Here is a 789-nt window from a genome sequence, read left to right as displayed (position 1 = left end):
ATCAGGTGGTTCCACAGCGCTATTGCCACCAGGCGTAACTGGTTGTCTGTCTTTAACTAGCAAGCTGATTTCGATAGCGTGCATACAAGCCACTTGGGCGTTGTATGGTTAAGCCTCTCGGGCAATTAGTACAGGTTAGCTTAACGTGTCGCCACGCTTCCACACCCTGCCTATCAACGTTGTGGTCTCCAACGACCCTTTAGCAGACTTAAAGTCTGAGGGATAACTCATCTTGTGGCCGGCTTCCCGCTTAGATGCTTTCAGCGGTTATCCGTTCCGAACATAGCTACCGGGCAGTGCCATTGGCATGACAACCCGAACACCAGCGGTTCGTTCACTCCGGTCCTCTCGTACTAGGAGCAACTCCACTCAATTATCCAACGCCCACGGCAGATAGGGACCGAACTGTCTCACGACGTTCTAAACCCAGCTCGCGTACCACTTTAAATGGCGAACAGCCATACCCTTGGGACCGACTTCAGCCCCAGGATGTGATGAGCCGACATCGAGGTGCCAAACACCGCCGTCGATATGAACTCTTGGGCGGTATCAGCCTGTTATCCCCGGAGTACCTTTTATCCGTTGAGCGATGGCCCTTCCATACAGAACCACCGGATCACTATGACCTACTTTCGTACCTGCTCGACGTGTCTGTCTCGCAGTTAAGCTGGCTTCTACCATTACACTAACCGTACGATGTCCGACCGTACTTAGCCAACCTTCGTGCTCCTCCGTTACTCTTTAGGAGGAGACCGCCCCAGTCAAACTACCCACCAGACACTGTCCGAA

The 789-nt window shown here is 53.0% G+C and carries 1 rRNA gene; it reads right to left on the bottom strand.

What is annotated here, in order from left to right:
- Positions 1-104: 104 nt before the first annotated feature.
- Positions 105-789 (bottom strand): 23S ribosomal RNA (locus tag QWF21_RS18055); the annotation flags it as partial.

Source organism: Alkalimonas mucilaginosa, assembly GCF_036327005.1.
GTDB lineage: Bacteria > Pseudomonadota > Gammaproteobacteria > Enterobacterales > Alteromonadaceae > Alkalimonas > Alkalimonas mucilaginosa.
The sequence above is the reverse complement of the archived record's forward strand: the minus strand, read 5'-3'. Positions and strand labels throughout refer to the sequence as shown.